The following is a 23,921-nucleotide window of genomic DNA, read 5'->3' as shown; positions in this document are numbered from 1 at the left end:
CCCTTGGCGCGCCGATAAATTCTGCCCGCCTCAGGTGATTTGTGCGCTTGTGAAGGGTAGTTAAAGAGCACCGGAAACAGCAGCTCACGCGGCATCACCGCTCGTTCGAAGGGAGCCCCACGTGAACAAGGACGTCGCGTCGGGGAACGGCACCTCCACCCTCGGAAACCTCGCACTCGGACTGACCCTCCTGGCCTTCGGCCTGGGCGGCACCGGTGTGATCGACAACGTCGCGGCAGCCGATGCCGCGGGCCTCGCCACCTGGGTCGGCGGCGTGGCGCTCTTCCTGGTCGGCCTGCTCGCCCTGCGGGCGGGCGACACCGGCGACGGCACGGCCTTCACGGCGCTCGGCGCCTTCTGGTTCACCTGGGGGACCGGAGTGGGCGGCGGCGCCTCGGCGGACGCGGCCGGGCTCTTCCTGCTCCTGTGGGCGCTCCTGGCCCTCACGCTGACGCTGGCCGCGAAGGGCGCCGGCGCCCTCGGCCAGGGTGTGTACGGCCTGCTGTTCCTGGCCCTGCTGCTCTCCGGCGTCGCCGCGCTGGCGGGCAACGAGGGCCTCGGCAAGGCGGGCGGCTGGGTGGCCGCGCTGGCGGGCCTCGCGGCCTGGTACGGCGCCACGGCGGCGGTCGCCGGCTGGCCGGCCCTGAGCCGCGCGCGCGGCGGCAGCACGGCGGCGGCGGCCTAGCCGACCGAGCCCGAAATAAGCACAGCAGAACGGCCCCCCGCGCTCCTGGGAAGCGCGGGGGGCCGTTCCTCGTGTCCGGTCGGTTCCGCCGGGGGACAGGCCCGGCGTACGGCTCCGGGGGACAGGCCCGGGGCCGTGGCGTGCTCGGCGGGTGACAGGTCCCGCCGGGCGACTACTCGACCGTGACGGACTTGGCCAGGTTCCGCGGCTTGTCGATGTCGCGGCCCATGGCGAGGGCGGTGTGGTACGCGAAGAGCTGGAGCGGGATGCCCATGAGGATCGGGTCGAGCTCGTCCTCGTTCTTGGGGACCACGATGGTGTGGTCGGCCTTCTCCTGGTGCTGGTGCGCGACCGCGAGGATGCGGCCGGAGCGGGCCTTGATCTCCTCCAGGGCGGCGCGGTTCTTCTCCAGCAGGTCGTCGTCGGGGACGATCGCGACCGTCGGCAGGGCCGGCTCGATGAGGGCGAGCGGGCCGTGCTTCAGCTCGGAGGCCGGGTACGCCTCGGCGTGGATGTAGGAGATCTCCTTCAGCTTGAGGGAGGCCTCCAGGGCGACCGGGTAGCCCCGGACGCGGCCGATGAACATCATCGACTGGGCGCCGGCGTACTCCTTGGCCAGCTCCTTGATCTCGTCCTCGCTCTTGAGGATCTCCTCGATCTGCGCGGGCAGCTTGCGCAGGCCCTCGATGATCCGCTTGCCGTCGGTGACGGACAGGTCGCGGATGCGGCCGAGGTGGAGGGCGAGGAGCGCGAAGGCGACGACCGTGTTGGTGAAGCACTTGGTGGAGACGACGCAGACCTCGGGGCCGGCGTGGACGTAGACGCCGCCGTCGGCCTCGCGGGCGATGGCGGAGCCGACCACGTTGACCACGCCGAGGACGCGGGCGCCCTTGCGCTTGAGCTCCTGGACGGCGGCGAGCACGTCGTACGTCTCACCGGACTGGGAGACGGCGATGTACAGGGTGTCGGGGTCCACGACCGGGTTGCGGTAGCGGAACTCGGAGGCCGGCTCGGCGTCGGCCGGGATGCGGGCCATGCCCTCGATGAGGGAGGCGCCGATCAGACCGGCGTGGTACGAGGTGCCGCAGCCGAGGATCTTGATGCGGCGGATGGTGCGGGCCTCGCGCGGGTCGAGGTTGAGGCCGCCGAGGTGCACGGTGGAGAAGCGGTCGTCGATCCGGCCGCGCAGCACGCGGTCGACCGCGTCGGGCTGCTCGGAGATCTCCTTGTGCATGTACGTGTCGTGGCCGCCCATGTCGTAGGAGGCGGCCTCCCACTCGACGGTCTCGGGGGTCGCCGTGGTGGAGGCGCCCGCGACCGTGTAGGTGCGGAAGTCGTCGGCCTTCAGGGTGGCCATCTCGCCGTCGTCGAGGGTGACGACCTGGCGGGTGTGGGCGATGAGCGCGGCCACGTCGGAGGCGACCAGCATCTCCTTCTCGCCGATGCCGAGGATGACCGGGGAGCCGTTGCGGGCGACGACGATGCGGTCGGCGAAGTCGGCGTGCATGACGGCGATGCCGTAGGTGCCCTCGATGACCTTGAGCGCCTCGCGGACCTTGTCCTCGAGGGTCTCGGCCTGGGAGCGGGCGATGAGGTGGGTGATGACCTCGGTGTCGGTCTCGGAGGCGAAGACGACGCCGTCGGCCTCCAGCTTGGCGCGCAGCTCGGCGGCGTTGTCGACGATGCCGTTGTGGACGACCGCGACCTTGTTCTCGGGGTCCAGGTGCGGGTGCGAGTTGTGGTCGCTGGGGGCGCCGTGGGTGGCCCAGCGGGTGTGCGCGATGCCGGTGGTGCCGGAGAAGCGCTTGGGGACGCGGGCTTCCAGGTCGCGGACCCGGCCCTTGGCCTTGACCATCTTCAGCGCCGCGCTCTTCGGGCTGTTGACGACCATGCCGGCGGAGTCGTACCCGCGGTACTCCAGGCGGGCCAGGCCCTCCAGGAGCAGCGGCGCCACGTCGCGCTTACCGATGTAACCGACAATTCCGCACATAAAGGAAACCCCTCCGGTTGGTGATGATGGTGCCGCTCGTCCGGGACGAGAGGGCCGGGCTAGCCGTAGACGATCCGGCGCAGCTGCCGGAGCGAGAGCTCCGGCGGTGCGACGGCCCGGTGCGGCAGCTCGCCCGCGATCCGTTCGAAGATCTCGGCGTTCACCGCGCCGCCGGACTGCAGCTCGCGGTGGCGGCGGCGGACGAACTCCTCGGTCGTCTCGTCGAAGTACGCCAGCACGTCGAGCACCACCCGGGCGGCCTCACCACGCTGGAGCGCGGTGCTCCGGACCAGGTGGTCGATGAGGTCGTCATGGGACGGGCGGCGTTCGAGCACCCATGAATACTGAGGGGTACCCGGCGCTTCCCGCAAGAATCCTGCCCGAAATCGGGCAGAGACTGCATGATCATCGGCCCTGGCACGCCACTTGGTCCAGACCTTGACCAGATGTGGCGGGGGCGGTACGCATGGTGACCCGCCCGCGACCGAAGGGGACCGCCCGTGAGACGGCGCCTGATCGCCCCCGCAGTCCTGCTCCTCGCCGCCGCCCTCGGCTGTACGGAGGCGGGCACCGCCGCTCCCGCCCCGGGCGCGGACGCCGTCCCGGCCGCCGAGCCCGAGGTCCGCCCGCTCGGCCGGATCATCCCGGCCCCCGCCTCCGTCGAGCCCGGCGGCGCCCCGTACGTCCTCACCGCCGCCACCCGCATCGGCGCCCCCGCCCATCCGGGCGCCCGGGCCGTCGCCGAACAGCTCGCCGCCGCCCTGCGCCCCGCCACCGGCTTCCGCCTCCCGGTCGTCACCGACGGCTCCGCCGACCTCCGCCTCCGCCTCGACCCGGCGGCCGGCCCCCTCGGCGAGGAGGGGTACGAGCTCCGCTCCGCCCCCGGCCGCCTCACCCTGACCGCCCGCACCCCCGCCGGCCTCTTCCGCGGCGTCCAGACCGTCCGCCAGCAGCTCCCCGCCGCCGTCGAGCGCGACACCGTCCAGCACCGCGCCTGGCGGATCGCCGGCGGCACCGTCACCGACGTCCCGCGCTTCCCCTACCGGGGCGCCATGCTCGACGTCGCCCGGCACTTCTTCACGCCCGGGGAGGTGAAGGCGTACATCGACCGGATCGCCCTGTACAAGTACAACGTCCTGCACCTCCATCTCACCGACGACCAGGGATGGCGGATCGCGATCGGCTCCCGGCCGGCGCTCACCGCCGCCGGAGCCGCCACCGAGGTCGGCGGCGGACCCGGCGGCTTCTACACCCAGGACGAGTACCGCGCGATCGTCCGGTACGCCGCCGCCCGCCACATCGAGGTGATCCCCGAGATCGACATGCCCGGCCACACCCACGCCGCCCTGGTCGCGTACCCGGAGCTGACCTGCGACGGAAAGCCCCGGCAGCCGTACACCGGCATCGAGGTCGGCTTCTCCACCCTCTGCGCCCGCAAGGAGGAGGTGTACGCCTTCGCCGACGACGTGCTGCGCGAGATCGCCGCCCTCACCCCCGGCCGGTACGTCCACATCGGCGGCGACGAGGCGACGTCCACCAGCCCCGCCGACTACCGCGCCTTCATGGACCGCGTCCAGCCGCTCGTCGCGAGGCACGGCAAGAAGGTGATGGCCTGGCACCAGCTCGCCGGCGGCGCCACGCCCGCGCCCGGAGCCCTGATCCAGTACTGGGGCCTGGACCGCACCGCGGCGGAGGAGAAGGAGACGGTCGCCGCGGCCGCCCGCGCCGGCGCCGGCGTCGTCCTCTCGCCCGCCGACCGCGCGTACCTCGACATGAAGGAGGAGGCGGGCACCCCGCTCGGCCTGACGTGGGCCGGCACGGTCTCCGTCCGCCGGGCGTACGAATGGGATCCGGGCACCCACCTCCCCGGCGTCCCCGAGGCCGCGGTCCGGGGCGTCGAGGCCCCGCTCTGGACCGAGACCCTCGCCACCCCCGCCCACCTCGACCGGATGGCCTTCCCCCGCCTCCCCGGCCTCGCCGAACTCGGCTGGTCCCCGGCCGAAGCCCGCGACTGGGACGCGTACCGCCTCCGCCTGGCCGAACAGGCCCCGCGCTTCGAGGCCTTGGGCATCGACTGGTACCGCTCCCCGGACGTCCCCTGGCCGGCCGGGAGCTGAGGCGGCGTCGGGGGCGGCGGGCGGGCGTCCGGGCCCGGGCGCGGTGTGATCCAGCACTCGGGGGCCCGGCTCTGTTGATCGGTGTGAGGTTAGGCTAACCTACCCTCGACTTGCCCAGGCCGACCCCGGCACGTACCGAAAGCGACCTCGCCATGCCCAGCAACGCCCGAGCCACTTCCCTCACCCGCCGCGGCATCCTCGCCGCGGGCGGCGCCCTCGGGCTCGGCGCCGTGCTCGCCGCCTGCGGTGACGGTGAGAAGACCAAGGGCGGCGGCGCCTCCGCCTCCGCCTCCGCCAAGTCCGGTTCCTGGGAGTTCAAGGACGACCGCGGCCAGACCGTGAAGGCGAAGTCGGTGCCGAAGAACATCGTCGCCTTCACCGGCACGGCCGCCGCCCTCAAGGACTTCGGCGTCGAGGTCACCGGCGTCTTCGGCCCGACCTACGTCGAGGACCCGAAGACCAAGGAGAAGAAGCCGGACGTGCAGGCCGGCGACCTCGACATCACCAAGGTCAAGGTCATCGGCAACGTCTGGGGCGAGTTCAACATCGAGGAGTACCTCAAGCTCCAGCCCGAGGTGCTCATCACCGACATGTGGGAGAAGGACGCCCTCTGGTACGTGCCGGAGGAGCAGAAGGCGAAGATCCTGAAGATCGCGCCGAGCGTCGCCCTGTGGGCCGCCGGCAAGTCGATGCCGTCCGTCCTCCAGCGCCACGCCGACCTGGCCGCCTCGCTCGGCGCCGACGTCAACAGCGAGCGCGTGAAGAAGGACAAGGCCCGCTTCGAGGCCGCCGCCGAGCGCCTGCGCAAGGTCGCCCAGGGCAAGAAGGACATCAAGGTCCTCATCGGCTCCGGCTCCCCGGACACCTTCTACGTCTCGACCCCGGTCCGCCCGACCGACACGCTCTTCTTCCAGGAGCTGGGCCTCAACATCGTCGTCCCGAAGAAGCTGGACCCGTCCGGCTGGTTCGAGCTCCTCAGCTGGGAGAACGTCGACGCCTACAAGGCCGACGTCATCCTGCTCGACAACCGCACCGGCACCCTCCAGCCCGAGCAGCTGAAGGCCAAGCCGACCTGGGCCGCCCTGCCCGCCGTCAAGGCCGGCCAGGTCTTCCCGCGCGTGACCGAGCCCGTCTACTCCTACGCCAAGTGCGCCCCGCTGCTGGAGGACCTGGCGACCGCCCTGGAGAACGCGAAGAAGGTGGCCTGACCCCATGACGAACGCCGAGACCGCCCCGTTCCAGTTCTTCTCCCTCCAGGTCGACCGGACGCGGCGGCTCGGCCCGTCACTGGTCCGCGTCACCTTCACCGGGGAGGACCTGCAGCGCTTCGCCGCCGGCGGGCGCGACCAGTCGCTCTCGCTCTTCCTGCCGCACCCCGGCCAGGACGCCCCCGTCCTGCCTCCGCTGGACGACCCGGACATGTACGCGATCCTCGGCGCCTGGCGGGCCATGCCGGACGACGTCCGGGCCGTGATGCGCTCGTACACCGTCCGCGCCCAGCGCACCGAGCCCGTGCACGAGGTCGACATCGACTTCGCCGTCCACGAGGACGGCGGCCCGGCCTGCCGCTGGGCGCAGCACGCCGCGCCCGGTGACCGGGTGGTCGTCCTCGGCCCGGCGGTCGCCGACAACACCGGCGTCCGCTTCCGGCTGCCGGACGGCGCCGACTCGGTGCTGATCTGGGCGGACGAGACGGCGCTGCCCGCCGCCTCCGCGATCCTGGAGTGGCTGCCGGCCGAGACCCGCGCCCAGGTCTACCTCGAAGTGCCGTACTCCGGCGACCGGATGGAGCTGGCGACAGAGGCGGACGCCACCGTCACCTGGCTGGTCCGGGAGGAGGGCGCGCCCTCCGGCCTGGAGGCGGTCGCGGGCGCGGAGCTGCCCGGGGAGTCGCCGTACGTGTGGATCGCGGGCGAGTCCGGCGCGGTGAAGGCGCTGCGGCGGCACTTCGTGCGCGAGCGCGGGCTGGACCGGCGCCGGGTGACGTTCGTGGGCTACTGGCGCAAGGGTCTGTCCGAGGACGCCCTGCGCGAGGTGCCGGACGAGACGGCGCAGGACGCGGAGCGCGACGAGGCGGCGCCGGCTTCGGCGTAGCGCCCCTTCCGTCACGTCGCGGCCCCTCAACCTTCACCGGTCGGGGGGCCGTTGTCGTATCAAATTAGGTTAGGCTAACCTTACTTCGACATCGCCGGTTGGAGACCGCGTCCCCTCGTCCCGGAAGGGCCCCCACATGCGCTCGCACCTGCTCAACGACACCACGGCGGAGAGCTACCGACGCTCCGTCACCGAAGGAGTCGAGCGGGTGGCGAGGAAACTCGCCACGACGCGCGGCCCGTTCACCGGCGTCACCCCGGCCGAACTCGCCCCCGTCATCGACGCCGTGGACCTCGACCGGCCCCTCGGCGACGCCTCCGCCGCCCTCGACGAGCTGGAGGACGTCTACCTCCGCGACGCGGTCTACTTCCACCACCCGCGCTACCTCGGCCACCTCAACTGCCCGGTCGTCATCCCCGCCGTCCTCGGCGAGGCCGTCCTCTCGGCCGTCAACTCCTCCCTCGACACCTGGGACCAGTCCGCCGGCGGCACCCTCATCGAGCGCAAGCTCATCGCCTGGACCACCGCCCGCATCGGCCTCGGCCCGCTCGCCGACGGCGTCTTCACCAGCGGCGGCACCCAGTCCAACCTCCAGGCCCTGCTGCTCGCCCGCGAGGAGGCCGGCACCACCGACCTCGCCAAGCTCCGCATCTTCTCCTCCGAGTGCAGCCACTTCTCCGTCCAGAAGTCGGCCACCCTCCTCGGCCTCGGCCGCGACGCCGTCGTCTCGATCCCCGTCGACAAGAACCGGCGCATGCAGTCCGTCGTCCTCGCCGCCGAACTGGAGGCGTGCCGCGCCGAGGGCCTCGTCCCCATGGCCATCGTCGCCACCGCCGGCACCACCGACTTCGGCTCCATCGACCCGCTGCCCGAGATCGCCGCCCTCGCCGAGGAGTACGGCGCCTGGATGCACGTCGACGCCGCCTACGGCTGCGGCCTGCTCGCCTCCCTCAAGCGCCGCCACCTCCTCGACGGCATCGAGCGCGCCGACTCGGTCACCGTCGACTACCACAAGTCCTTCTTCCAGCCGGTCAGTTCCTCCGCCGTGCTGGTCCGCGACGGGGCCACCCTGCGCCACGCCACCTACCACGCCGACTACCTCAACCCCCGGCGCACCGTGGCCGAGCAGATCCCCAACCAGGTCGACAAGTCGCTCCAGACCACCCGCCGCTTCGACGCCCTCAAACTGTGGATGACCCTCCGCGTCATGGGCGCCGACGGCGTCGGCGAACTCTTCGACGAGGTCTGCGACCTGGCCGCCGCCGGCTACGACCTGCTCGCCGCCGACCCCCGCTACGACGTGGTCGTCGAGCCGCAGCTGTCCACCCTCGTCTACCGCTACGTCCCCGAGGACGTGACCTCGCCCGCCGAGATCGACCGCGCCAACCTCTACGCCCGCAAGGCGCTCTTCGCGTCGGGCGAGGCCGTCGTCGCCGGCACCAAGGTCGACGGCCGCCAGTACCTCAAGTTCACCTTGCTCAACCCCGAGACCACGGTGTCCGACATCGCCGCCGTCCTCGATCTGATCGCCGGCCACGCCGAGCAGTACCTGGGAGAGAACCTTGTCCACGCCTGAGATCGCTGAGATCCACGACTTCATCGGGATCGGGCTCGGTCCGTTCAACCTCGGACTCGCCTGCCTGACCGAACCCATCGACGAGCTGAACGGCCTCTTCCTGGAGACCAAGCCCGACTTCGAGTGGCACTCCGGGATGTTCCTCGACGGCGCCCACCTCCAGACGCCGTTCATGTCGGACCTGGTCACTCTCGCCGACCCGACCTCCCCGTACTCCTTCCTCAACTACCTGAAGGAGAAGGGCCGGCTGTACTCGTTCTACATCCGCGAGAACTTCTACCCGCTGCGCGCCGAGTACAACGACTACTGCCGCTGGGCCGCGAACCGCCTCACGTCGATCCGCTTCTCCACCACCGTCACCTCCGTCGCGTACGACGAGGCCTCCGAGGTGTACGCGGTCACCACCGACGCCGGCGACACCTACCGGACCCGCCGGATCGTCCTCGGCACCGGCACCCCGCCCTACCTCCCGGAGTCCTGCCGCGACCTCGGCGGCGACCTCCTCCACAACTCGGCGTACGTGCCGAACAAGGCCGCCCTCCAGCGCAAGAAGTCGATCACGATCGTCGGCAGCGGCCAGTCCGCCGCCGAGATCTACTACGACCTCCTGTCCGAGATCGACGTCCACGGCTACAAGCTCAACTGGGTGACCCGCTCCCCGCGCTTCTTCCCGCTGGAGTACACCAAGCTCACCCTCGAGATGACCTCCCCCGAGTACGTGGACTACTTCCACGCGCTCCCCGAGGAGACCCGCTACCGCCTGGAGACCCAGCAGAAGGGCCTCTTCAAGGGCATCAACGGCGACCTCATCGACGGCATCTTCGACCTGCTCTACCAGAAGAACTTCGCCGGCCCGGTCCCCACCCGCCTGCTCACCAACTCCGCGCTGCACACCGCCTCGTACGACGAGACCAGCGGCACGTACACCCTCGGCTTCCGCCAGGAGGAGCAGGAGAAGGACTACGAGATCGAGACCGAGGGCCTCGTCCTCGCCACCGGCTACAAGTACACCGTCCCGGCCTTCCTGGAGCCCGTCCGCGACCGCCTCCGGTTCGACGGACAGGGCCGCTTCGACCTCGCCCGCAACTACGCGATCGACACCACCGGCCGCCAGGTCTTCCTCCAGAACGCCGGCGTCCACACCCACTCGATCACCTCGCCGGACCTGGGCATGGGCCCGTACCGCAACGCGTACATCATCCGGGAGATGCTGGGCTCCGAGTACTACCCCGTCGAGAAGACCATCGCGTTCCAGGAGTTCACCGTATGACCGTCCAGATCCGTCCCCTCGATCCGCTGACGGACGCGGAACTGATCCACCCGTGGGTCACCCACCCCAAGGCCGCCTTCTGGATGATGCAGGACGCGCAGGTCCAGGACGTCGAGCGCGCCTACATGGAGATCGCCGCCCACCCGCACCACGACGCCTTCATCGGCCTCGTCGACGGCGAGCCCGCCTTCCTCATGGAGCGGTACGACCCCTCGCGGGTGGAGCTCGTCGGGCTCTACGAGGCGCAGCCCGGCGACGTCGGCATGCACTTCCTGGTGGCGCCCACGGACACCCCCGTGCACGGCTTCACCCGCAAGGTGATCACCGCCGTGATGGCCGAGCTGTTCGCAGACCCGGCGACCGCCCGCGTGGTCGTCGAGCCCGACGTGCGCAACAAGGCCGTCCACGCGCTCAACGAGGCCGTCGGCTTCGTGCCCGAGCGCGAGATCCAGAAGCCGGAGAAGAAGGCCCTGCTGAGCTTCTGCACCCGCGCCCAGTTCGAGACCGCCGTCGGAGCCCTGATATGAACCCCGTCGCGCACCTCACCCCCGAGCGCTGGGCCGCCGCCAACCGCGCCCTGATCCGCAAGGGCCTCGCCGAGTTCGCCCACGAGCGGCTGCTGAACCCGCAGGAGCTGGGCGAGTCCCGCTACCGCGTCCTCAGCGACGACGGCGCCACCGAGTACCGCTTCACCGCGGACCGCTTCGCCCTCGACCACTGGCAGGTCTACGCCGACTCGATCAGCCGCCACCGCGGCGACGAGCAACTGCCTCTGGACGCCCTCCAGTTCGTCACCGAACTGCGCGGCTCCCTCGGCCTCAGCGACGAGATCCTGCCGGTCTACCTGGAGGAGATCTCCTCCACCCTCTCCGGCACCGCCTACAAGTCGGCCAAGCCGCAGGTGCCCGCCGCCGAGCTGGCCCGGGCCGGCTTCCAGGACATCGAGACGGGGATGACCGAGGGCCACCCCTGCTTCGTCGCCAACAACGGCCGCCTCGGCTTCGGCGTCGACGAGTACCACGCCTACGCCCCCGAGGCCGCCAGCCCCCTCCACCTCGTGTGGCTGGCCGCCCGCCGCGACCGGGCCGCCTTCACCGCCGGCGCCGGCATCGAGTACGACGCCTTCATCCGCGCCGAGCTCGGCGACGCCGCCGTCGACCGCTACGCCGGGATCCTCACCGAGCGCGGCCTCGACCCCGCCGACTACCTCCTGATGCCGGTCCACCCCTGGCAGTGGTGGAACAAGCTGTCGGTGACCTTCGCCGCCGAGGTGGCCCAGCAGCGCCTGGTCTACCTGGGCGAGGGCGACGACGCCTACCTGGCGCAGCAGTCCATCCGCACCTTCTTCAACACCACCGACCCGGCCAAGCACTACGTGAAGACCGCCCTGTCGGTCCTCAACATGGGCTTCATGCGCGGCCTGTCCGCCGCCTACATGGAGGCCACCCCGGCCATCAACGACTGGCTGGCGCAGCTCATCGAGTCGGACCCCGTCCTCACGGAGGCCCGGTTCTCGATCATCCGCGAGCGGGCGGCGGCCGGCTACCGGCACCTGGAGTACGAGGCCGCCACCGACCGCTACTCGCCGTACCGCAAGATGCTCGCGGCGCTGTGGCGCGAGTCGCCGGTCGAGCGGCTGGCCGACGGCGAGCGGCTGGCGACCATGGCCTCGCTGCTCCATGTCGACCACGCGGGCGCGTCCTTCGCCGGCGCGCTGATCAAGGAGTCGGGCCTGGCGCCGGAGGAGTGGCTGCGGAAGTACCTCGACGCCTACCTGCTGCCGATCCTGCACTGCTTCTACGCCTACGACCTGGTCTACATGCCGCACGGCGAGAACGTGATCCTGGTGCTGGACGAGCGGGGCGCCGTCGACCGGGCGGTCTTCAAGGACATCGCCGAGGAGATCTGCGTCATGGACCCGGACGCGGTCCTGCCGCCGGCGGTGGAGCGGATCCGCGCCGAGGTCCCTGAGGACATGAAGCTGCTGTCCGTCTTCACGGACGTCTTCGACTGCTTCTTCCGCTTCCTCGGCGCGACCCTGGCCGCCGAGGGCACGGTCGCCGAGGACGTGTTCTGGCGGACGGTCGCCGAGTGCGTCAAGGGCTACCAGGAGTCCAAGCCCGAGCTGGCGGACCGCTTCGCGCAGTACGACATGTTCGCGGAGACGTTCGCGCTGTCCGCGCTCAACCGCCTCCAGCTGCGCAACAACAAGCAGATGGTCGACCTGGCGGACCCGTCGGCGGCCCTCCAGCTCGTCGGCGACCTCGTCAACCCGATCGCCCGGTTCGCCTGACGGACCAGGAGGCCCCGTGACCGGCGTGGGCCCCGGCGGAGTACGGTCCTCCGCCGGGGCCCGCGTTGCCGTCCCCGGGCGCCGCGTCCCGCCGCTGCTCCTGTCGGGGTGCCCGGGGCGCGGCGTGCGGCGCGCCGCCGGGCACGGCTCCGAGGGCGCGGCAGGGTGGTCGGGATGACGACCCCCGAAGCGAGCGCCCGCCCGCGGTCCCCGAGCGGCCCCCGGCATCCCGGCGCACCCCGGCCCGCGCGCACCGCCCGGCCCCTGGTCGCCGTCGCCGGGGCCTTCGTCCTCGCCCAGCTCGCCCTCGCCGTCCCCGGGACCGGGCTCGGCTGGGACGAGGCCGTGTACGTCAGCCAGGTCGGCGGCAACGCCCCGCCGGCCTACTTCAGCGCGCCCCGCGCCCGGGGCGTCAGCTACCTCGTCGCGCCCGTCGCCGCGTTCACCGCCTCCACCGGTGTCCTGCGGGTCTACCTCGCCGTGCTGTCCGGCGCCGCGCTCCTCGGTGCGCTGTGCGTGTGGCGGCCGGTGCTGCCGGTGCGGGTCCTCGCCGTCGGCGGGGGGCTGTTCGCCGGGCTGTGGGTGACCCTCTTCTACGGGCCGCGCGTGATGCCCAATCTGTGGTGCGCCTTCGGGGCGCTGGCCGCCGCCGGCTTCCTGCTGCGCGCGGTCGCCCCGTCCGGCCGGGGGCGGCGGGACCGGTGGGCGGTGCCCGGGCTCGGCGCCGCCGTCGCCGCCGTCACGCTGCTGCGCCCGGCGGACGGGCTGTGGCTGGCGCTGCCGCTGGCCGCCGCCGCGCTGGTGGTCCCGGGGTGGCGGCGGCGCCGCGCCGTGCCGGCCGTCGTCGCCGCCGGGCTGGGCCTGGGCGCGGTGCCGTGGCTGGTGGAGGCGTACACCTCGTACGGGGGTCTCGCGGCCCGGCTGCACCGCGCCGGGGAGATCCAGGGCAGTCTGGGCTGGTACTTCTCCGTCGACGACCACGTGCGGGCGCTCGCCGGCCGGACGCTGTGCCGGCCGTGCGACGTGCCGTGGGAGCACCCGTGGACGGCGCTGTGGTGGCTGGTGCTGCCGGTGCTGGTCGCCGGCGGTGTCGCCGCCGCGGTCCGGGCGGGGCGGGGGGCCGCCGCGGTGCTCGCGGCCGTCACCGCGGCCTCGCTGGCGTTCCCGTACCTCTTCACGGTGGGGTACGCGGCTCCGCGTTTCCTGCTGCCCGCGTACGCGCTGCTGGCGCTGCCCGCCGCCGAGGGGGTGCTCGCGCTGGTGGGCGCGGTGCGTCCGGGCCGGCGGCGGGTCGTCGCGGGGCTGCTGGCGGTCGCGCTCGCCGGGCATCTCGCCGTGCAGTACGCGGTCCTGCACCGGACGGTCGGCTACAGCCGGTCGGTGCGGGCGCAGTTCACCGGGATCGCCGCCGCGCTGCACGGGCTGGGGGTCCGTCCGCCGTGCACGGTGACCGGCCGCGAGTACGTGCCGATCGGCTACTACACGGGGTGTGCGTCGCGGCAGCCGCGCGGCCACGACGGCAGCATCACGGAGGCGGGTCTCGCCGAACTGGCCCGGCGGGGGCCGCTCGCCGTCGTCGTCCACGCGGGGAAGGCGCCGCCCGGTTACGCCGCCGGCTGGCGCGTCACCCGGCTGCCGTCCGCGCCCGGCTGGCGGGCCTTCGACGCGTACGTGTCGCCGTCGGCGCGGTGAACGGGCGCGCCCGCCGCACCGGTGCGGGTGCGGCGGGCGCGGGGGCGTCCCGGTGCGGCGGTCAGCCGGTGAGGCCCAGTTCGCGGGCGATCAGCATCCGCTGGACCTCGCTGGTGCCCTCGCCGATCTCCAGGATCTTCGAGTCGCGCCACATGCGGGCCACCGGGTACTCGTTCATGAAGCCGTAGCCGCCGTGGATCTGGGTGGCGTCGCGGGCGTTGTCCACGGCCACCGTGGAGGAGTACAGCTTCGCGATCGCCGCCTCCTTCTTGAACGGCTCGCCGGCGACGAGCCGCGAGGCCGCGTCCCGCCAGCCGATCCGGGCCATGTGGGCGCGGGTCTCCATGTCGGCGATCTTGAACTGGATGGCCTGGTTGTCGCCGATGGGCCGGCCGAAGGCGTGGCGTTCCTTCGCGTACTTCACCGACTCGTCGACGCAGCCCTGGGCGAGGCCGGTGGCGAGCGCCGCGATGGCTACCCGGCCCTCGTCGAGGATCCGCAGGAACTGCGCGTAGCCGCGGCCCTCCTCGCCGAGCAGGTTCTCCACCGGGACGCGGACGTCGTCGAAGGACAGCTCGCGGGTGTCGGAGGCGTTCCAGCCGACCTTGGAGTAGGGGGCGGCGACGGTGAAGCCGGGGGTGCCGGACGGGACGATGATCGAGGAGATCAGCGGGCGTCCGTCGGGCTTGCGGCCGGTGACGGCGGTGACCGTGACCAGGCCGGTGATGTCCGTGCCGGAGTTGGTGATGAAGCACTTCGAGCCGTTGATGACCCAGTGGTCGCCGTCCCGGACGGCCGTCGTCCGGGTGCCGCCGGCGTCCGAGCCCGCGCCGGGTTCGGTGAGCCCGAAGGCGCCCAGCATCTCGCCGGCGCACAGCTTCGGCAGCCAGGCCCGCTTCTGCTCCTCGGTGCCGAAGAGGTGCAGCGGCATGGCGCCGAGGGAGACGCCCGCCTCCAGGGTGATGGCCACGGAGGAGTCCACCCGGGCCAGTTCCTCCAGGGCGATGCCGAGGGCCAGGTAGTCGCCGCCCATGCCGCCGTACTCCTCCGGGAACGGCAGTCCGAAGAGGCCCATGCGGCCCATCTCGGCGACGATCTCGTAGGGGAACTCGTGCCGCTCGTAGTAGTCGCCGATCTTCGGCGCCACCACGTCGTGGGCGAACTGCTCGACGGTGCGGCGCAGTTCCTCGTGCTCGTCGGAGAGCCGGTGGTCGAGGGACATGGTGATCGTCACTCCTTGTGGGAGAGGGCGCGGACGGTGCGGGACGGGCTCGGGCGGCCCAGCTGTTCGGCCATCCACACGCTCGTGGCGGTGAGGGCGGCCAGGTCGACCCCGGTCTCGATGCCGAGGCCGTCGAGCATCCACACCAGGTCCTCGGTGGCGAGGTTGCCGGTGGCGGACTTGGCGTAGGGGCAGCCGCCGAGGCCTCCCGCGGAGGCGTCGACGGTGGTCACGCCGTGCCGGAGCGCGGCCAGGGTGTTGGCGAGCGCCTGCCCGTAGGTGTCGTGGAAGTGCACGGCGAGCCGGGTGGTGGGGACCCCGGCGTCGTTCAGGGCGGTCAGGAGCGCCCGGACGTGGCCGGGGGTGGCGACGCCGATGGTGTCGCCGAGGCTCAGCTCGTCGCAGCCGAGGTCGGCGAGGGCCTTGGTGACGCGGACGGTCTGCTCGACGGGGACGGCGCCCTCCCAGGGGTCGCCGAAGCACATCGACAGATAGCCGCGGACCTTCAGGCCGGCCTCGACGGCGCGGAGGACGACGGGCTCGAACATGGCGAGGGCCTCGTCGACGGTCCGGTTGAGGTTGGCCTTCGCGAAGGACTCGGTGGCGGAGGCGAAGACGGCGACCTCGCGGGCGCCGAGGGCGAGCGCCCGGTCGAGGCCGCGCTCGTTCGGCACCAGCACCGGCAGGCGTACGGGCAGGTCCCGGACGAGCGGGAACAGGTCCTCGGCGTCGGCCAGCTGGGGCACCCACTTCGGGTGCACGAAGCTGGTCGCCTCGACGGTGGAGAGGCCGGCGGCGGCGAGCCGGCGGACGAACTCGGCCTTCACCGCGGTCGGGACGGCCGTCTTCTCGTTCTGCAGCCCGTCGCGGGGGCCGACCTCGTGGATCCGGACCCGGGCGGGCAGCGACGGGTCGGGGACGGTCATCGGCAGGGCGGTGCTCATGCGTCCTCCTCCTCGCGGGGGGTGACGACGGCCAGCACCTGGTCCATGGCGACGGTCGTGCCGGGCGTGACGTCCAGCTCGGTGACGGTGCCGGCGTGCGGGGCGGAGATGACGTGCTCCATCTTCATCGCCTCCACCACCAGCAGGCTCTGTCCGGCCTCCACCTCGTCCCCGACGGCCACCTTCACGACGGTGACGGTGCCCGGCATGGGCGCGGCGAGGGTGTCGGCGCCGCCGTGCCGGGCGCCGGAGAGCGCGGCGGCGACCGGGTCGTGGTCCTGGACGTGCCAGGAGTCGCCGTCGCGGCCGAGCCAGGCGCCGGCCCGGTGGAAGGCGTGGACGACCCCGTCGACGGTGACGGTGACGGCGTCGGCGGTGACGCGGGCGCCGTCGGGGGCCGCGGCGGTGACGGGTTCGAGTCCCGCGACCCGTACGGGGAAGGCGAGGGGCTTCGGGGTGCCGCCGAGACGCCAGCCGCTCGGTACGTCGAACGGGTCGGTCCAGCCGTCCCGCGGGCGCGGCGCCAGCTCCGCCCCGCGTACGGCGGCGGCCGCCGCGTACACCTCGTCGGGGACGTCCCGCGGCACCAGCGACTCGGCCTCCCGCTCGACGAGGCCCGTGTCCATGGCGCCGGACACCACGTCGGGGTGGGCGAGGAGGCGTCGCAGGAAGCCCGCGTTGGTGGGGACGCCGAGGGTGACCAGTCCGGCGAGGGCCGCGCGGAGCTTCCGCAGCGCGGTGGGGCGGTCGGCGGCGTGCACGATGACCTTCGACAGCATCGGGTCGTACAGCGAGGACACCTCGGTGCCCTCCAGGATTCCGGAGTCGGTGCGCACGCCGTCGCCGGCGGGCTCGCGCAGCGCCAGGACCGTGCCGCCGGACGGCAGGAAGCCGCGGGCCGGGTCCTCGGCGCAGATCCGCGCCTCGACCGCCCAGCCGTCGAGCCGCACGTCGTCCTGGGCGAAGCCGAGCGGTTCGCCGGCGGCGACCCGGAGCTGCCACTCCACCAGGTCCAGGCCGGTGATCAGTTCGGTCACCGGGTGTTCGACCTGGAGGCGGGTGTTCATCTCCATGAAGTAGTACTGGGACGGGTCGCCGCCCGGCACGATGAACTCGACCGTGCCCGCGCCGACGTAGCCGCAGGACCGGGCCGCCTCGACGGCCGCCGCGCCCATCGCCGCGCGGGTCGCCTCGTCCAGGAGGACGCTCGGCGCCTCCTCGATGATCTTCTGGTGGCGGCGCTGGAGGGAGCACTCGCGCTCGCCGAGGTGCACCACGTTCCCGTGCGCGTCGGCGAGGACCTGGATCTCGATGTGCCGGGGCCGGTCGATCCACCGCTCCACCAGGAGCGTGTCGTCGCCGAAGGAGGCCCGGGCCTCCCGGCGGGCCGCCGCGATCTCGTCGTCCAGGACCGCCAGGTCCCGCACCAGGCGCATGCCCTTGCCGCCGCCGCCCGCGCTGGGCTTCAGCAGCACCGGCGCGCCCATCGCGCGGGCGGCCTCGGCGACCCGCGGGTCGGCGTCGCCCGGGACGACGGGCACGCCCGCCGCCTTCACGGTCTCCTTGGCGCGGATCTTGTCGCCCATCAGGGCGATCGCGTCGGCGGACGGGCCGATGAAGACGAGCCCCGCCTCCGCGCAGGCGCGGGCGAAGGCCGCGTTCTCCGCGAGGAAGCCGTAGCCGGGGTGGACGGCCTGCGCGCCGGTGCGGCGGGCCGCCTCCAGCAGGGCCGGGACGGAGAGGTACGACTCCGAGGCCGGCGCCGGTCCGATCCGTACCGCCGTGTCCGCCTCCCGCACGTGCCGGGCGTCGGCGTCGGCGTCGCTGTACACCGCGACCGAGCGGACGCCGAGGGCGCGCAGGGTGCGGATGACGCGGACCGCGATCTCGCCCCGGTTGGCGACCAGGACGGTGTCGAAGAGCTGCTGCATCGTCAGGGTCCTCACATCCGGAAGACGCCGAACTGGGGGTCGCCCAGCGGCGCGTTGGCACAGGCGGTCAGCGCGAGACCCAGCACCTGGCGGGTCTCCAGCGGGTCGATGACCCCGTCGTCCCAGAGGCGGGCGGTGGCGTAGTAGGCGCTGCCCTGGGTCTCGTACTGCTCGCGGATCGGCGCCTTGAAGGACTCCTCCTCCTCGGCGCTCCAGGCGTCGCCGAGCTGGTCGCGCTTGACCGTGGCGAGCACGGAGGCGGCCTGCTCGCCGCCCATGACGGAGATCTTGGCGTTGGGCCACATCCACAGGAAACGGGGGGAGTAGGCCCGGCCGCACATCGAGTAGTTGCCCGCGCCGAAGGAGCCGCCGACGACGACCGTCAGCTTCGGCACGCGCGTGGTGGCGACGGCCGTGACCATCTTCGCGCCGTGCTTGGCGATGCCGCCGTGCTCGTACGCCTTGCCGACCATGAAGCCGGTGATGTTCTGGAGGAACACCAGCGGGATGCCGCGCTGGTCGCACAGCTCGATGAAGTGCGCGCCCTTCTGGGCGGACTCGGCGAACAGGATGCCGTTGTTGGCGACGATCCCGACCGGGTGGCCGTGGATCCGGGCGAAGCCGGTGACCAGCGTCTGCCCGTACTCCGCCTTGAACTCCTGGAAGCGGGAGCCGTCCACCACGCGGGCGATCACCTCGCGCACGTCGTACGGGGTGCGGGAGTCCACCGGCACCGCGCCGTACAGCCCGTACGGGTCGACCTTCGGCTCCTCGGCCGGCTCGACCTTCCACGGCAGCGGGCCCCGCTCGGGGAGGGTCGCCACGATGTTCCGGACGATCCGCAGCGCGTGCGCGTCGTCCTCCGCGAGGTGGTCGGTGACGCCCGAGATCCGCGAGTGGACCTCGCCGCCGCCCAGCTCCTCCGCGGTGACGACCTCGCCGGTCGCGGCCTTCACCAGCGGCGGGCCGCCGAGGAAGATCGTGCCCTGGTTCCGGACGATCACGGCCTCGTCGCTCATCGCCGGCACGTACGCGCCGCCGGCCGTGCAGGAGCCCATGACGGCCGCGATCTGCGGGATGCCGGCCCCCGACATGCGGGCCTGGTTGTAGAAGATCCGGCCGAAGTGCTCGCGGTCCGGGAAGACCTCGTCCTGCATCGGCAGGAACGCGCCGCCGGAGTCCACCAGGTAGAGGCAGGGGAGACGGTTCTCCAGCGCCACCTCCTGGGCCCGCAGGTGCTTCTTCACGGTCATCGGGTAGTAGGTGCCGCCCTTGACGGTCGCGTCGTTCGCGACGATCACGCACTCCCGGCCGCTGACCCGCCCGACGCCCGCGATGACACCGGCCGCCGGGGCCTGGTCGCCGTACATGCCGTGCGCCGCCAGCGGCGCCAGCTCCAGGAACGGCGAGCCCGGGTCCAGGAGGCCGTCCACCCGGTCGCGCGGCAGCAGCTTCCCGCGCGCGGTGTGCCGGGCCCGGGACTTCTCCCCGCCCCCGAGCGCGGCCTCGGCGAGCTTGGCGCGCAGGGTCGCGGCCAGCTCCTGGTGCGCCGCCTCGTTGGCCCGCCAGGCCGGCGAGGCGGGATCCGCCGCACTCGACAGCACAGGTGCCTGCTGCATCGACCGATCTCCCTTGTCCGGTTAATGAGCGTTAACGTACGCGTCTCAGGTTAACGACCGCTAACCGGGTTGTCTAGAATCGAATCCATGACCACGAGCCCGACCCGGACGGACGCGCCGACCCGCCGCGAGCAGATCCTCAAGGAGGCCGCGCGCCTCTTCGCCGAGCGCGGCTTCCACGGCGTCGGCGTCGACGAGATAGGGGCCGCCGTCGGCATCAGCGGCCCCGGCCTCTACCGCCACTTCCCCGGCAAGGACGCGATGCTCGCGGAGCTCCTGGTCGGCATCAGCGAGCGGCTCCTCGACGGCGGCCGGCTGCGCGCCGCCGCCGCGGACGGCGACCCGGCGGCGCTCCTCGCCTCCCTCATCGACGGGCACATCGACTTCGCCCTCGACGACCGGCCGCTCATCACCCTCCACGACCGGGAGCTCGACCGGCTCAAGGACGAGGACCGCAAGCGGGTCCGCCAGCTCCAGCGGCAGTACGTGGAGCTGTGGGTCTCGGTGGTGCGGCAGCTGCACCCGGCGGCGGGCGAACCGGAGGTCCGCGCCGCCGTCCACGCCGTCTTCGGCCTCCTCAACTCCACCCCCCACCTGCGCACGCCCCTGCCGCGCGCCGCCCTGGAACACCTCCTCCGGGACCTGGCGCACGGGGCACTGGGAGCCCTGACGGCCTGAACGGCCTGACGGCCCGAACCGCCTGCGGCCGCACGGTCCGGCAGGTCGGAGGTCAGCGGGTCAGCGGGTCTGCGGAGCCGCCGGGCCCAGGCGGCGCAGCACCAGGGCGACGACCAGCCCGGCGGCCGCGCAGCCCGCGAGGACGAGGTGGGCGGCGGCGATCCCGGAGGCGGTGGCGTCCACGGCCGGGGCACCCGCCGCCAGACGTCCGTCCGTCCGGGCCGCGAGGACGGTGCCGACGACGGCGATGCCGAGGGCGGCGCCGCTCTCGTTGAAGGTGTTCAGCAGTCCGGAGCCGACCCCGGACTCGGCCGCCCCGACGTACGACGTGCCGATCCCGAACAGCGGGACGAAGCAGGCCGGCAGGCCCGCGCCGATCAGCGCCGGCGCCGCGACCGCCGCCGCGAGGGACCCGCCGCCCGCGGCGAGGACCCCCGCGCCGGCGAGCTGGAGCGCGCACCCGAGCGCGTACGTCCCGCCGGGGCCGAGCCGTCCGGCGAGGGCGGGCACGGCCGCGGCCGCGCCGAGCGCCGCGAGGCCCATGGGCAGCAGGGAGAGGCCGGCGGCGAAGGCGCTCATGCCGTGGACCCGCTGGAAGGACTGGCTGGCGAGGTACGAGCTGCTGATCATCACGGCGGCGACCAGCACCAGCCCCGCGCAGGCCAGCGCGTAGCCGGGCCTGCGCAGCAGGTGCAGCGGGAGCAGCGGGTCCGCCGCGCCCAGCTCCCTGCGGGCGACCAGCGTGAGGAGCCCCGCGGCGGCGCCGAGGGCGAGCCAGGCGACGGCGTCGCCGAACCCTTCGTGCAGACGGAGCAGGCCGAAGGAGAGCGCGGCCAGGCCGGCCGTGGCGACGGCCGCGGACGGGAGGCGGAGCCGGCGTCCCGCCCCGGTGCGGAGCGGCGGGGTGGCGCGCAGCGCGCCGGCGAAGGCGGCGGCGCAGACCGGCAGGTTGATGAGGAAGGCCCAGCGCCAGCCGGCCGCGGTGACGATCAGCCCGCCGAAAACGACGCCGAGCGTGGCCCCCACGACGCCGAGTCCGCTCCAGGTGGTCAGCGCGATCCCGCGCCGCTCGCCGTCCCGGTAGACCTCCAGGAGGATCGAGAGGGCGCCCGCGGAGAGCAGGGCCGCGCCGGCCCCCTGGGCGGCGCGGCCGGCGATCAGCGTGCCCGGACCGGCCGCGAGGCCGCAGAGCGCGGAGGCGGCGGCGAAGAGGGCGAGGCCGGAGAGGAAGGTGCGGCGCCGGCCGAAGACGTCCGACATCCGCCCGCCGAGGAGGAGCAGGCTGCCGAACGGCAGCAGATAGGCGCTGATCGTCCACTGGAGGGCCGTCCGGTCCGCGGGCAGGTCCGCTCCGATGGAGGGGAGAGCCACGTTCACGACGGTCGAGTCGAGCATCACCATCAGCTGGGCGACGCCGACCACGACCAGCGGGGTCCAGGGCGGCTGGGCGGGGGCGGCGGGGGGCGGGGCCGGGGGTGCCGGCGTCCGCTGGTTCATGTGGTTCATGGGAGACCCTTCCGTCGGGATATCCATCCATGCGCATGCATGGAATTCGGCCGAACGCTACATCCATGCGCATGCATGGACAAGGGGTGGAGGGGAAGCCTAGGATCGGGGCGTGACCGCTGCACCCCTCACCGACCGCTGGATGGCCACGGTCCGCGCCGGCGCGCAGATCGTCCAGGCCGCGGAACGCCGCCTCTCCGACGCGTACGGCCTGTGCGTCAGCGCCTTCGAGATCATGGACGTCATGGACCGGGAGGGCGACTGGCTCCGGGCCGGCGAGCTGAGCGCGCGCGTCTCCCGGAGCCAGCCCCAGGTCTCCCGGCTGCTCGCGCAGATGGTCGGTGCCGGATACGTCGAGCGCCGGCCCTGCGCCACCGACCGGCGGGGCTTTGACGTGCGGCTCAGCCCTGCCGGGCGGGAGGTCTTCGCCGCCTCCACCGCGACCGTGGAGGAACTGCTGGGCGAACTGGCCGGCGCCGTGCCGGAGGTGCGCGGACTGCTCGCGGCCCGGACTTCCGGCGGCGCCCCCGGGGCGGGGTCCGGCCCGGCAGAATGAGCGGCATGCCGATACTCAGCCGTGACGCCCTCGTCGAGCACCTCGTCCGCAGCCGGATCGCGGGCGACGTCGCCACGCCCCGCGAGAACAACCTCGACCACTACCGGAAGCTCGCCAACGGCGACCGGCACTACTGGCTCGGTCTGGAGCTCGGCGACCGGTGGGCGGACGAGCAGGACGTGCTGGCCGTGATGGCGGAGCGGTGCGGGGTCGTCGACGATCCCGCCCACCGCGCCGGCCAGGACACCATCGACCCCGAGCTGACCGTGGACGCCCTGGACCGGATGGCCGTCCGGCTGAAGCAGGCCGCCGCCGGGCGGGAGCGGGTGCTCTTCGCGACGGGGCACCCGGGCGCGCTGATCGACGCGCACAGCCGGGTCGCCGCCGCCCTCCGGGCGCAGGGCTGCGACATCGTGCGGATCCCGGGCGGGCTGGTCGCCGACGAGGGGTACGTCGTGCAGTTCGCGGACGTCGCCGTCTTCGAGCGCGGCGCCAGCCTCTGGCACACCCACTCGCCCGAGCCCATGAACGCGATCCTCGACGGCCTCCAGGTGCTCGGCGAGCCCGCGCCCGACCTCGTCGTCGCCGACCACGGCTGGGCCGGCCGCGCCGCGCAGCGCGGCATCGACTCCGTCGGCTACGCGGACTGCAACGACCCCGCCCTCTTCCTCGCCGAGGCCGAGGGGACGATGAAGGTGACCGTCCCGCTCGACGACCACGTCGTCGACCCCCGCTTCTACGAGCCGCTGACGGCCTACCTGCTCAACGCCGCCGGGCTGCTCGGCTAGACCGGCCCCCGCGTCGGGCCCGGCGTCGGGCCCGGCGCCGGACCCGGCGTCGGGTCCAGGTACACCCGGCGCACCGAGGGGACGCGGGCCCGCAGCCGCGCCTCGGCCTGTTCGCAGGCCCGCTCGACCTCGGCCGCCGTCACCACGTCCCGGAAGTCGATCTTCGCGGCGATCATGACCTCGCCGGGCCCCTGGATCAGGGTGATCAGGTCCAGCACGTCCACCACGTGCGGGACGGCGAGCAGTTCCGCCCGCACCTCGGCCCGCAGGGACCGGGGGAGCGGGCGGCCGATGAGGAGCTGGGCGTTGGAGCGGCCCAGCACCCAGGCCACGTACACCAGCAGACAGCCGATCAGGATCGAGGCGACGCCGTCCCACACGCCGGAGCCGGTGAGCTGGCCGCCGAGCAGGCCGCCGGCGGCGAGCAGCAGGCCGGCGAGGGCGGCGGAGTCCTCCAGCACGACCGCCTTGACGGTGGTGTCGGGGGTGAGCCGCAGGTAGCGGGCGAACGGCGCCCTCATCCGTTCCGCCTCCGCCTTCACCTGCCGGACACCGGTCCGCAGCGAGAACGCCTCCAGGACGAAGGAGACGCCGAGGACGACGTACGAGACGAGCGGGTCGCCCAGCTCCTCGCCGTGGGTGAGGGTGTGGATCCCGTCGTACACCGAGAAGACGGCGCCGCCGACGAAGGTGGCGACGGCGGCGAGCATCGCCCACACGTACCGCTCGCCCGCGTGCCCGACCGGATGGTCCTCGTCGGCGGGCTTCTCGCTCCGCTTGAGCGCGGTGAGCAGCATGACCTCGGTGACCGTGTCGGCGACCGAGTGGGCCGCCTCCGACAGCATCGCGCTCGATCCGCTGATGACGCCGGCGACGGCCTTGGCCGCCGCGATCCCGAGGTTGGCGCCGGCCGCCACGACCACCGTGACGGTGCTCTCGCCGTTCTGCTGCTCCATGCAC

The 23,921-nt window shown here is 73.1% G+C and carries 20 protein-coding genes; 12 read left to right on the top strand and 8 right to left on the bottom strand.

The annotated features are described in order from the left end of the window. The first annotated feature begins 121 nt into the window (after window positions 1–121). Window positions 122–685 carry a GPR1/FUN34/YaaH family transporter gene (locus tag ACFVQZ_RS14550; RefSeq protein ID WP_030493925.1) on the top strand — a complete coding sequence of 188 codons (564 nt, stop codon included), beginning with the start codon at window positions 122–124 and terminating at the stop codon, window positions 683–685. Between the two features lie 172 nt (window positions 686–857). On the opposite strand, the gene glmS is transcribed toward ACFVQZ_RS14550, so the two are convergent. Further along, window positions 858–2,675, bottom strand: a complete 1,818-nt coding sequence (gene glmS / locus ACFVQZ_RS14545) for a glutamine--fructose-6-phosphate transaminase (isomerizing) (protein WP_030493926.1) — start codon at window positions 2,673–2,675, stop codon at window positions 858–860. Between the two features lie 59 nt (window positions 2,676–2,734). Beyond that, a complete protein-coding gene (locus ACFVQZ_RS14540) occupies window positions 2,735–3,010 on the bottom strand; it encodes a hypothetical protein (RefSeq protein ID WP_030493927.1) in 276 nt (91 codons plus the stop codon). A 165-nt stretch (window positions 3,011–3,175) separates the two neighbouring features. Here ACFVQZ_RS14540 and ACFVQZ_RS14535 point away from each other — a divergent pair, with 165 nt between their 5' ends. From ACFVQZ_RS14535 to ACFVQZ_RS14500, 8 genes are all read left to right on the top strand, one after another. Beyond that, window positions 3,176–4,792: a beta-N-acetylhexosaminidase gene (locus tag ACFVQZ_RS14535; protein ID WP_383622167.1), complete on the top strand. Its 1,617-nt coding sequence runs from the start codon at window positions 3,176–3,178 to the stop codon at window positions 4,790–4,792. A 152-nt stretch (window positions 4,793–4,944) separates the two neighbouring features. After that, window positions 4,945–6,000 carry an ABC transporter substrate-binding protein gene (locus tag ACFVQZ_RS14530; RefSeq protein ID WP_030493929.1) on the top strand — a complete coding sequence of 352 codons (1,056 nt, stop codon included), beginning with the start codon at window positions 4,945–4,947 and terminating at the stop codon, window positions 5,998–6,000. 4 nt (window positions 6,001–6,004) lie between these two features. After that, window positions 6,005–6,886 (top strand): siderophore-interacting protein, encoded by an 882-nt coding sequence (locus ACFVQZ_RS14525; protein WP_030493930.1) that lies wholly within the window; start codon window positions 6,005–6,007, stop codon window positions 6,884–6,886. 136 nt (window positions 6,887–7,022) lie between these two features. Beyond that, complete coding sequence (locus tag ACFVQZ_RS14520) at window positions 7,023–8,462, top strand: pyridoxal phosphate-dependent decarboxylase family protein (protein ID WP_383622162.1); 1,440 nt, start codon at window positions 7,023–7,025, stop codon at window positions 8,460–8,462. Further along, window positions 8,449–9,732 (top strand): lysine N(6)-hydroxylase/L-ornithine N(5)-oxygenase family protein, encoded by a 1,284-nt coding sequence (locus tag ACFVQZ_RS14515; RefSeq protein ID WP_383622158.1) that lies wholly within the window; start codon window positions 8,449–8,451, stop codon window positions 9,730–9,732. The genes ACFVQZ_RS14520 and ACFVQZ_RS14515 overlap by 14 nt, the downstream gene beginning before the upstream one ends. Further along, entirely contained in the window at window positions 9,729–10,259 is a 531-nt protein-coding gene (locus tag ACFVQZ_RS14510) for a GNAT family N-acetyltransferase (RefSeq protein ID WP_383622155.1), read from the top strand. The genes ACFVQZ_RS14515 and ACFVQZ_RS14510 overlap by 4 nt, the downstream gene beginning before the upstream one ends. Beyond that, entirely contained in the window at window positions 10,256–12,025 is a 1,770-nt protein-coding gene (locus tag ACFVQZ_RS14505) for an IucA/IucC family siderophore biosynthesis protein (RefSeq protein ID WP_030493934.1), read from the top strand. Before ACFVQZ_RS14510 ends, ACFVQZ_RS14505 begins: the two co-directional genes overlap by 4 nt. Window positions 12,026–12,199: 174 nt before the next feature. Continuing rightward, complete coding sequence (locus ACFVQZ_RS14500) at window positions 12,200–13,717, top strand: hypothetical protein (RefSeq protein WP_383622152.1); 1,518 nt, start codon at window positions 12,200–12,202, stop codon at window positions 13,715–13,717. A 61-nt stretch (window positions 13,718–13,778) separates the two neighbouring features. Here the strand turns inward: ACFVQZ_RS14500 and ACFVQZ_RS14495 are convergent, their stop codons facing one another. Genes ACFVQZ_RS14495 through ACFVQZ_RS14480 form a run of 4 tightly spaced genes read right to left on the bottom strand, consistent with a single transcriptional unit; the run spans window position 13,779 to window position 19,433 of the window. Further along, entirely contained in the window at window positions 13,779–14,939 is a 1,161-nt protein-coding gene (locus ACFVQZ_RS14495) for an acyl-CoA dehydrogenase family protein (protein WP_030493936.1), read from the bottom strand. Window positions 14,940–14,947: 8 nt separating this feature from the next. Next, window positions 14,948–15,883: a hydroxymethylglutaryl-CoA lyase gene (locus ACFVQZ_RS14490; protein WP_030493937.1), complete on the bottom strand. Its 936-nt coding sequence runs from the start codon at window positions 15,881–15,883 to the stop codon at window positions 14,948–14,950. Next, window positions 15,880–17,814 (bottom strand): biotin carboxylase N-terminal domain-containing protein, encoded by a 1,935-nt coding sequence (locus ACFVQZ_RS14485; RefSeq protein WP_383622147.1) that lies wholly within the window; start codon window positions 17,812–17,814, stop codon window positions 15,880–15,882. The genes ACFVQZ_RS14490 and ACFVQZ_RS14485 overlap by 4 nt, the downstream gene beginning before the upstream one ends. A gap of 11 nt (window positions 17,815–17,825) precedes the next feature. Next, entirely contained in the window at window positions 17,826–19,433 is a 1,608-nt protein-coding gene (locus ACFVQZ_RS14480) for a carboxyl transferase domain-containing protein (RefSeq protein WP_383622144.1), read from the bottom strand. An 87-nt stretch (window positions 19,434–19,520) separates the two neighbouring features. On the opposite strand from ACFVQZ_RS14480, the gene ACFVQZ_RS14475 reads away from it, so the two are divergent. Further along, a complete protein-coding gene (locus tag ACFVQZ_RS14475) occupies window positions 19,521–20,111 on the top strand; it encodes a TetR/AcrR family transcriptional regulator (RefSeq protein WP_030493940.1) in 591 nt (196 codons plus the stop codon). Window positions 20,112–20,171: 60 nt separating this feature from the next. Here the strand turns inward: ACFVQZ_RS14475 and ACFVQZ_RS14470 are convergent, their stop codons facing one another. Next, window positions 20,172–21,617: an MFS transporter gene (locus ACFVQZ_RS14470; protein ID WP_383622140.1), complete on the bottom strand. Its 1,446-nt coding sequence runs from the start codon at window positions 21,615–21,617 to the stop codon at window positions 20,172–20,174. Window positions 21,618–21,729: 112 nt separating this feature from the next. Here ACFVQZ_RS14470 and ACFVQZ_RS14465 point away from each other — a divergent pair, with 112 nt between their 5' ends. Then, the gene (locus ACFVQZ_RS14465) at window positions 21,730–22,173 is read left to right on the top strand and encodes a MarR family transcriptional regulator (RefSeq protein ID WP_051787672.1); all 444 of its coding nucleotides are present in this window, start codon (window positions 21,730–21,732) and stop codon (window positions 22,171–22,173) included. A gap of 5 nt (window positions 22,174–22,178) precedes the next feature. Then, window positions 22,179–22,961, top strand: coding sequence for a phosphatase (locus tag ACFVQZ_RS14460; RefSeq protein WP_036414321.1), 783 nt, complete (start codon window positions 22,179–22,181; stop codon window positions 22,959–22,961). On the opposite strand, the gene ACFVQZ_RS14455 is transcribed toward ACFVQZ_RS14460, so the two are convergent. Beyond that, the gene (locus ACFVQZ_RS14455; protein ID WP_383622135.1) at window positions 22,958–23,917 is read right to left on the bottom strand and encodes a cation diffusion facilitator family transporter; all 960 of its coding nucleotides are present in this window, start codon (window positions 23,915–23,917) and stop codon (window positions 22,958–22,960) included. The genes ACFVQZ_RS14460 and ACFVQZ_RS14455 overlap by 4 nt on opposite strands. Between the last annotated feature and the right edge of the window lie 4 nt (window positions 23,918–23,921).

Origin of the sequence: Streptomyces sp. NPDC057854 (assembly GCF_042797055.1) — a bacterium.
Taxonomy (GTDB): Bacteria; Actinomycetota; Actinomycetes; order Streptomycetales; family Streptomycetaceae; genus Streptomyces.
This window is presented reverse-complemented; position numbering and strand designations above follow the sequence as displayed.